Raw genomic sequence first — 4,892 nt, 5'->3', positions numbered from 1 at the left:
GGGCCCCCCGTTGGTGGGGCGGGGGGTGCCGGGCCCCTTGACCGCTGCGGGGTCGGGCCCTCCCATCGGGCGCCACCCACCCAGCGCCGCTACAGTTGTTGCAGCCGGTCAGACGAACGGCAGTTCCGCTGCAACACACGCCGCCGTGATCACCGCACACGCATCTTCAATCGCTGGCGTGGTCGGGGCCAGCCGCGGACGGCGATCCAGCGTGCAGGCCAATCCCACTTCAAGCAGCGTGGCATGCGCGCCATGCAACGCCTGCGCGGTGTCTTCCGGCACGAACCCGGCCAACGCCAGTGCATCGATCAACGACGGCGTATCGCGTGGCTGCAGCAGTGCCGGCTGCTGCGCACTGCGCGCCAGCACACCGGTCTGCAGCAGGAACTCCAGGTCGACCACGCCACCGGGGCCCTGCTTCAGGTCCAGCCGTGCAGCATCACTGCGGTCCAGTTCGGTGCGCATGCGCCCGCGCATCTTCAGCACATCGGCATACAGCACACCGGCATCGCGTTCGCGGCCCAGCGTCTGTGCACGCACCTGTTCGAAATCGGCCAGCAGGCTGGCATCGCCAGCCACGCCGCGTGCGCGCACCAGTGCCTGGTGTTCCCAGGTCCACGCGCGTTCGCGCTGGTATTCGGTGTAGCTGGCCAGCGATGACACCAGCGAGCCCTTGCCACCATCCGGGCGCAGGCGCACGTCGATGTCGTACAGGCGCCCGGCGGCGGTGACCGCGCCCAGCAGCGCCATCACCTTCTGCGCCAGACGCGCGTACCAGCGCCCCGGCTCCAGCGGGCGCGCGCCATCGCTGGCATCCACGCCGGCGGGATTGTCGTGCAGGAACACCAGGTCAAGGTCAGAACCGAAGCCCAGCTCCAGCCCGCCCAGGCTGCCGTAGCCGATGATCGCAAAGCGCCCGCCGGCAATCGCTCCGTGTGCGGCGTGCATGTCGGCCTCGGCCATCGCCAGCACCGTGACCACCACTGCCTGCGCCAGTTCGGCCAGTTGCCGGGTGCTGTCCACCGCACCCTGGCGGCCATCCAGCGTGGCCATCGCCATGCGGAAGCTGAGCGCCAGCCGCGTTTCGTTGAGCCAGCGCAACGCGGATTCGGGATCTTCAACGGCCAGCACCTGCTGGCACTCGGCCAGCATGCCGGCCGCGTCGGGCATCGGCCCGGACACCCGCACGTCCAGCAGTTCGTCCAGCAGCAGCGGATAGGCGGCCAGGCGTTCGGCCAGCAGCGCACTGCGCGCCAGCACATCCACCAACCGCGCCAGCGCGCTGGGTTGTTCGTCCAGCAGTGCCAGGTAGCTGGTACGGCGCAGCACCGCCTGCAGCAGACCGAGCACGCGCTTGAGCGCGGCATCCGGCTGTGGCGAACGGGTGGCCGCATGCAGCAGCGCCGGCAGCACGCGGTCCAGGCGCGCACGCGCGGCATCGGACAGCGACTTCACGCCCGAGCCCTGGGCGAAATCGCGCAGCGACTGGTCGGCACCATTGGCATCGAGGAAGCCGGCCTCGGCCAGCAGCGGCGCGTTGCTGCCCTCGGGCAGGCTGCGCCAGTAGTTGGCCAGTGCATCGGGCGCGGCCTGGCCCTTGCGCGGGGCCAGCAACGCGGCAAATTCAGTACTGACCCGCTGCTGCTGCACGCTCAGCGCGGCACGCAGTGCGTCCCAGCCCGGGTAACCGAGACCGACAGCAATGCGCTCGCGGTCCAGCAGGTCGCTGGGCAATACGTGGGTCTGCGCATCGCGCAGCATCTGCAGGCGGTTTTCCAACCGGCGCAGGAACAGGTAGGCCTCACGCAGCGCGGCGCCGTCTTCGGCAGCAATCTGCCCGGCGGCCATCAGTGCGTCCAGCGCCACCAGCAGGCGGCGCTCGCGCAGCGCCGGCTCACGGCCACCGCGGATCAGCTGCAATGCCTGGCACAGGAATTCGATTTCGCGGATGCCACCGGCGCCGCGCTTGATGTCGTCGTGCATCTCGCGGCGCGCCACTTCGGCGGTGATCGCCGCCTTCATCTCGCGCAGGCCATCGAGTGCGGTGAAATCCAGGTAGCGCCGGTATACGAACGGGCGCAGCGTCTGCAGCCAGGCCTCGCCGGCAGTGATGTCACCGGCCACCGCGCGCGCCTTCAGCCAGGCATAGCGTTCCCAGTCGCGGCCTTCGCGCTGGAAATACTGATCCATCGCCGCAAATGACAGCGCCACGCGGCCGGCGCTGCCGAACGGGCGCAGGCGCAGGTCGACGCGGTGGCTGAAGCCATCGACGGTGGTGTCGTCCAGCAGCTTGGCCAGGCGCTGGCCGAGCCGGGCGAAATACTCCTCGGCGGCAAGCGGGCGCGCGCCATCGGACTCTCCCCCCTGCACGTAGGCGTAGACCAGATCGACGTCGGAACTGAAGTTGAGCTCGCCACCGCCCAGCTTGCCCAGCCCGAACACCACCAGCTGCTGCGGCTGTCCGTGCTCATCGGCAATGACACCGTGGCGCTGGGCGAACTCCTGCTGCAGCGCCTGCAACGCCAGCCGCAGGCAGTCCTCGGCCAGCGTGGTGGCACCGGCCAGGGTCTGCGCGACATCGTCCAGGCCGGCCAGGTCCCGCCAGATCAGCCGGGTGGACATGGCCGTGCGCCAGCGCCGCAGCTGCGCGGGCCAGTCGCTGGGCTGCAGCGGGTCGAGCACTGGCGCGGCGATCGGCGGGCAACCCGGTGCGGCCAGCTGCGCCAGCAACGCCGGTTGGCGCACCAGCGTGTCGATCGCGAAGTCGCTGCTGAGGGCCAGGTGCACCAGCATCGGCTGCAGCGCGGCGGGGATCGGGTCGGAGAGCGCCTGGGCCAGGCGCGCCAACGCGCGATCGACGAGGGGCTGCAGGGCGGCGGGTACTTCGACGGGGGCGAGGGTCATGCGCCGATTGTATCGGCCCGGTCATGCCGGTCGCTGTTCGGCACAGGCTATCGAGGTTGCCGGCCAGCGGCCGGCACTACCGACAACCGCGAGCCGCGCATTCATCTTGGCCGTCGGGCAATAAAAAAGCCCGCTTGCAGCGAACTGCCAGCGGGCTCTGCTCCCTCCCCCACGTCGGGATGCAGGGCCATCGTGCGGTGTGCGAAAGGACTTTGCACGCTGCACTGCAAAACAAAACCGGTGGGCAGGGGAGCACGCGTGGGCGAAACGCCATTCCACGAAGGTCGCGCCCCCGTACGGCGGGGGATGGCCGATAATCGGGGTTCCCTCCAGAAATGCTGTCGTCATGACTGTTGATCGCATCGCCAACGCGCGTCTTCGTGACCGCGTGGTCTCCGCCGAGGCCGCAGCCGCGCTGATCCAGCCCGGTGAAACCGTGGCCATGAGCGGCTTTACCGGCTCCGGTTACCCCAAGGCCGTTCCCGTCGAACTGGCCCGCCGCATCGAAGCGGTGCACGCCCAGGGCCTGCCCTTCCAGATCAGCCTGATGACCGGTGCATCCACCGCCCCGGAACTGGACGGTGCGCTGGCCAAGGCCGATGGCATCGCCATGCGCATGCCGTTCCAGAGCGACCCGGATGCGCGCAACCGCATCAACGAGGGCAAGCTGGATTACATCGACATCCACCTCAGCCACGTTGCCCAGCATGTCTGGTTCGGCTTCTATGGCGATATCGATACCGCCGTGGTCGAAGTGTCGGCCATCCGCGAAGACGGCTCGCTGGTGCCGTCCACCTCGCTGGGCAACAACAAGACCTGGCTGGACCTGGCCAAGAAGGTGATCGTCGAGGTCAACGAGTGGCAGCCGGCCGGCGTCGATGGCATGCATGACATCTACTACGGCACCGCACTGCCGCCGCACCGCAAACCGATTCCGCTGGTGAATGCCAACGACCGTATCGGTGAAACCGCGCTGCGCTGCGACCCGGACAAGATCGTAGCGGTGGTGCGCACCAACGGCCCGGACCGCAACAGCCCGTTCAGCCCGATCGATACCTGCAGCGAGCAGATTGCCGCGCACCTGATCGACTTCCTCAAGCACGAAGTGAAGCGCGGCCGCCTGCCGGCCAACCTGCTGCCGCTGCAGTCGGGCGTGGGCAACATCCCCAATGCGGTGCTGGCCGGCCTGGCCAGGAGCGGCTTCCGTGACCTGACCGCGTTCACCGAAGTGATCCAGGACGGCATGCTCGACCTGCTGCGCGACGGCGTGCTGAGCTATGCCTCGTGCACCGGCTTCGCGCTGAGCCCGCAGGCCAACGAGACGTTCAAGGAGAACATCGATTTCTACCGCGAGCGCATCATCATGCGCACGCAGGAAATCTCCAACCATCCCGAGCTGGTGCGTCGCCTGGGCTGCATCGGCATGAACGGCATGATCGAAGTGGACCTCTACGGCAACGTCAATTCGACGCACGTGATGGGCACGCGGATCATGAACGGCATCGGCGGTTCGGGCGATTTCGCCCGCAACGGTTTCCTGTCGGCGTTCCTCAGCCCGTCCACGGCCAAGAACGGCACCATTTCGGCGATCGTGCCGATGGCCAGCCATGTCGACCACACCGAGCACGATGTGTCGGTGATCGTGACCGAACAGGGCCTGGCCGACCTGCGCGGGTTGACCCCGCGCAAGCGTGCACAGGTGCTGATCGACAACTGCGCGCACCCGGATTTCCGCGCGCAGCTGCAGGATTACTTCGACCGCGCCAGCCGCGAGAGCTACGGCAAGCACACCCCGCACCTGCTGCCCGAAGCGCTGTCGTGGCACCAGCGCTGGCTGGATACCGGCACGATGAAGGGCTGAAGCCCGCGCTGTGCGCTCGCCGGGCGGGAGGCCCCCCCGACCCCGCCGCCCCCCCGGGGGGGGGGGGGGGGCGGCCGCCGCCGCGGGCGGGGGGGGGCGCGGCCGCACCGCCACGCGCCGGAGGCGG

Annotated in this window: 2 protein-coding genes; one reads left to right on the top strand and one right to left on the bottom strand. The window is 68.9% G+C overall.

The window, feature by feature from the left end:
- Positions 1–108: 108 nt before the first annotated feature.
- Positions 109–2,904: a bifunctional [glutamate--ammonia ligase]-adenylyl-L-tyrosine phosphorylase/[glutamate--ammonia-ligase] adenylyltransferase gene (gene glnE, locus ACVOLJ_RS20775; RefSeq protein WP_481564984.1), complete on the bottom strand. Its 2,796-nt coding sequence runs from the start codon at positions 2,902–2,904 to the stop codon at positions 109–111.
- Between the two features lie 346 nt (positions 2,905–3,250).
- On the opposite strand from glnE, the gene ACVOLJ_RS20770 reads away from it, so the two are divergent.
- Positions 3,251–4,765, top strand: a complete 1,515-nt coding sequence (locus ACVOLJ_RS20770) for an acetyl-CoA hydrolase/transferase family protein (RefSeq protein ID WP_475279475.1) — start codon at positions 3,251–3,253, stop codon at positions 4,763–4,765.
- Positions 4,766–4,892 lie beyond the last annotated feature (127 nt).

The organism is Stenotrophomonas sp. STEN046 (genome assembly GCF_056759755.1).
This window is presented reverse-complemented; position numbering and strand designations above follow the sequence as displayed.

Excerpts from the sequence above, each read along its gene's own strand:
- ACVOLJ_RS20770 (WP_475279475.1), top strand. The coding sequence starts at position 3,251 with ATGACTGTTGATCGCATCGCCAACGCGCGTCTTCGTGACCGCGTGGTC.
- glnE (WP_481564984.1), bottom strand. The coding sequence starts at position 2,904 with ATGACCCTCGCCCCCGTCGAAGTACCCGCCGCCCTGCAGCCCCTCGTC.